The sequence below is a fragment of the Floridaenema aerugineum BLCC-F46 genome (genome assembly GCF_041929345.1).
Taxonomy (GTDB): Bacteria; Cyanobacteriota; Cyanobacteriia; order Cyanobacteriales; family Aerosakkonemataceae; genus Floridanema; species Floridanema aerugineum.
In genome coordinates, this window is sequence record NZ_JBHFNQ010000267.1 from 1 (window position 1) to 3,428 (window position 3,428).

The window sequence follows — 3,428 nt, forward strand, 5'->3', positions numbered from 1 at the left end:
GAAGACCCAGAGTTTGAAACCTTCTACACCAAGAACATTCTCTTGAACGAAGGTCTGCGGGCTTGGATGGCTCCAGCTGACCAACCCCATGAGCGCTTTGTCTTCCCTGAAGAAGTTCTGCCTCGTGGTAATGCTCTGTAAGCTTTAAGAAAATTTTTTCGTAATCAAAAGACTCCTATTCATTAGGGGTCTTTTTTTTGCAGAAAAGCAGATGTCCTCCCTGCGCCCCTGCTCCCCTGCCTTTACTTTTTTACCCTTGATTTCCCAAATTACCCTTGCTTTTTTCTAAGAGCGTGTTATTTTAGTGGAAGGGCGTAATGCTCAAAACTTTTTGAGAAAAAGACCGCTTAGGCAACAAGGAGGTGATGCCCATGACAGATAGTAGTAAACTCATGGGTCATCAGGTTGCAGTTAGCCGGCTGTGCGCCGGGACCGTTCTCTAGCAGAAGCTTGGTACTTTAAGAGTACTGCTAAGTATCTGCAAGTGCTGGGCTGAATTAGAGGAATCCCGGCAGTCTGGTTGCAATCTGAAGACCCGCTAGACCGCTCTCATAGTAAAGTGGCTAAATTGTAATCCGGTCACTGTGTATGAGAGCGGATAGTTATTTAAGGGGTGTTTGATAATACAGCAGTATTTGTCAGTCAGTAGGACTAACTAACCATATTGTTTAGTTAAGCTATAAAATAATTTTGTTTTCACAAAAATAGCAGACACAAAGCAAAAAATTAAGTAGATTTGCTAGTGTAGAGTTAACTTGCATCACAAGTAGGCTTGTCGATGTAGATTGTCAATGCAGGAGACTACTTAAACTAATCAGATTACTCTTGATTAGACTAGTTGTAAGCTTATATATTGGAAGTGCTGGTGCAAGGTGTGATAGGTGGAATCGGAATGGCTCAGAAGGCTTAATAAAAGTTTTCAGTTCCATCGGACTAAGCGCAAGTTGCGATCCTCACCTATCAGATATATAAAAAATAGAGTTAACCTTAGTTTAAGAAAAGCATTACCCCGCACAAAGCTTTTCTAAAGGCTAAACTAAGGAGTGAAGCGGGGAACTTAAATGAATCCAGCGATTCTGTATAAGTGGTGTGAGGACTAGAGGAAAATGTCTAAAATATTGTGGAAATCACTGCTGTTCAGTCCGGCAATCCTGGGAGCGACCCTGGTGTTTGGCCCTTCAGCGATCGCCACAGAAACTAATTCAGCAGCTGAAGTAGCTTCAACGCCAAGTGCGATCGATCGGACTGAGGAAAAGTTGTTAAGTGCAACAGCTAATCCCGAACAGCAACCAGAAATAACAGCGAAAAATCAAGCTGACGGCAATGGGCTAAAAGCTTTAGACAAGACACAAAACCAAGCGCAAGTGTCTGTAACGGTGCAAGAGAATACAGTTGCTCAAGCAGCACCTGTTAATGCACCAAATTCAATAGACGAAATCATTCGTTACAGTAGAGAAGGAAGAACAACTTCCGGTCAGGTGACATCTGTTTCTCAGTTGCGCGACGTACAACCAACAGACTGGGCTTTCCAAGCATTGCAATCTTTGGTTGAGCGTTACGGCTGTATTGAAGGTTATCCAGACCGTACCTATCGTGGAAATCGGGCCCTGACTCGTTATGAGTTTGCAGCTGGTTTAAATAGTTGCTTGGATCGGATTCAGGAATTAATTGCGGCATTGCCTCAAGGTGTAAGTAGAGAAGATTTAGCGGCTCTACAACGTCTGCAAGAAGAATTTGCAGCTGAACTAGCTACCCTGCGGGGTAGAGTTGATGCCCTAGAAGCTCGGGTTACCAAAGTAGAAGCCCAGCAATTCTCGACTACGACCAAACTGAAAGGGGAAGCCATTTTTGCTATTGCTGATGTTTGGGGTGGTCAAAGGGGTCAAGTAAATTACCGAGGCGGAAGAAGTCGCTGGGGTATAGAAGATAGTAATAACACGGTTTTCCAAAATAGGGTACGTTTAGAATTCCAAACCAGCTTTACAGGTCGAGATGTTCTGCACACCCGGATTTCTGCTGGTAACGCCCAACGATGGAATAGTTTGCCCTTTACTCCACAGTTTAATGGTGGTTTAGGAAGTGATTTCTTCACACCACGAACCAGTGAAGGGACATTACAGTACTTTGTTGGTAGTACTGGCAGCAACAGCGTAGTCTTAGACTGGTTGGCTTATGAAACTGCCTTCTTAGGTGGTTCTAAACTCTACTTATCTGCTGTAGGTGGTATTCACTCTGACTACGTTGATGTGAAAAACCCTTACTTCTTTGATGGAGATGGCGGTAATGGTGCAATTTCTGCCTTCGCGCAATCTAACCCGATTTATCGGATTGGTGGTGGTGCAGGTGGAGCCATTAGCTTTGGTTTGGGAGGATTTGGTAGCTTCTTGAGAGGTACCTCGATTACTGGTGGTTACTTTGCAGGTGGCGAGGGTATTATCCCAGCAAATGTTACAGGTAATGCTGCTGGTAGTGCTAACAGCCCACTGGACAAGAACGGTCTGTTTAACGGTAACTACTCTGCTTTAGGACAGTTAGACCTGAACTTCTGCGATACCTTCAACTTAGCTTTAACCTACGTTCACGCTTACCACACTACTGGGTCTGATATCTTTTCTGCTGGTGGTAGTACATCACCTGGCATTGGCCCTAGTTTCAATGGGATAGTAGGTACTGGTATAGCTAACTTGCCATCTTCTCTGCTATTCGGCACAGGCAGAGGTGCTACTCCAGTTGTGACCAACTCTTATGGTGTTTCTGGTAACTTGCGGTTAAGTAAGTATTTCTCCATTAGTGCTTGGGGTATGTACACCGATGCTACCCTGATTCGTCGTGGAAGTGCTGACATTTGGAGTTATGGGGCTGGTATTGCTATTCCCAACTTGGGTAGACCTGGTAACTTGTTAGGTTTATTCGCAGGTATTGAACCTTATGTGGCTGGAATGAATGCAGGTCCTCGTTCTAGCTTTAGCCGTGATTTGCCTTGGCACATTGAAGGGTTCTATAAGTTCCAGCTGACAGATAACATTTCTGTGACTCCTGGTGTGATTTGGTTGATGGCACCAGAACAGAATAAGAACAATGATGACATCTTTATTGGTACTCTCAGAACCACCTTCTCGTTCTAGGTGAGTCTGACTGAAGAAATTGAACAGCCCTCGTTTTTAACGGGGGTTTTTTTATGAAGGGCTGACGCAAAAAACCCGGTTTCTAGGAAAAATCTTAGACTTACGCGCTCTTAGCCTGAAACCTAGATCTGAACTAGCCCCCCTTCCCAAGGGGGGAACTTAAGGCTCTTTCGGGTTAATGGGGAAAAATGTTCATAAATGTTACAAACCAGGGAACGGTGCGTTAGGCACGGGAATTTATTGATGGATTGGAATGCTGAATTTATCGCCCGTGCCTAACACACCCTACGATTAAATAAGATT

The 3,428-nt window shown here is 44.3% G+C and carries 1 protein-coding gene and 1 pseudogene; both read left to right on the plus strand.

Annotated elements, in window-relative coordinates; translation table 11 throughout:
• Window positions 1-141: pseudogene (locus ACE1CC_RS35960) on the plus strand (photosystem II D2 protein (photosystem q(a) protein)); the annotation flags it as partial.
• A 965-nt stretch (window positions 142-1,106) separates the two neighbouring features.
• Window positions 1,107-3,125, plus strand: coding sequence for an iron uptake porin (locus ACE1CC_RS35965; RefSeq protein WP_413275234.1), 2,019 nt, complete (start codon window positions 1,107-1,109; stop codon window positions 3,123-3,125).
• Window positions 3,126-3,428: the final 303 nt, after the last annotated feature.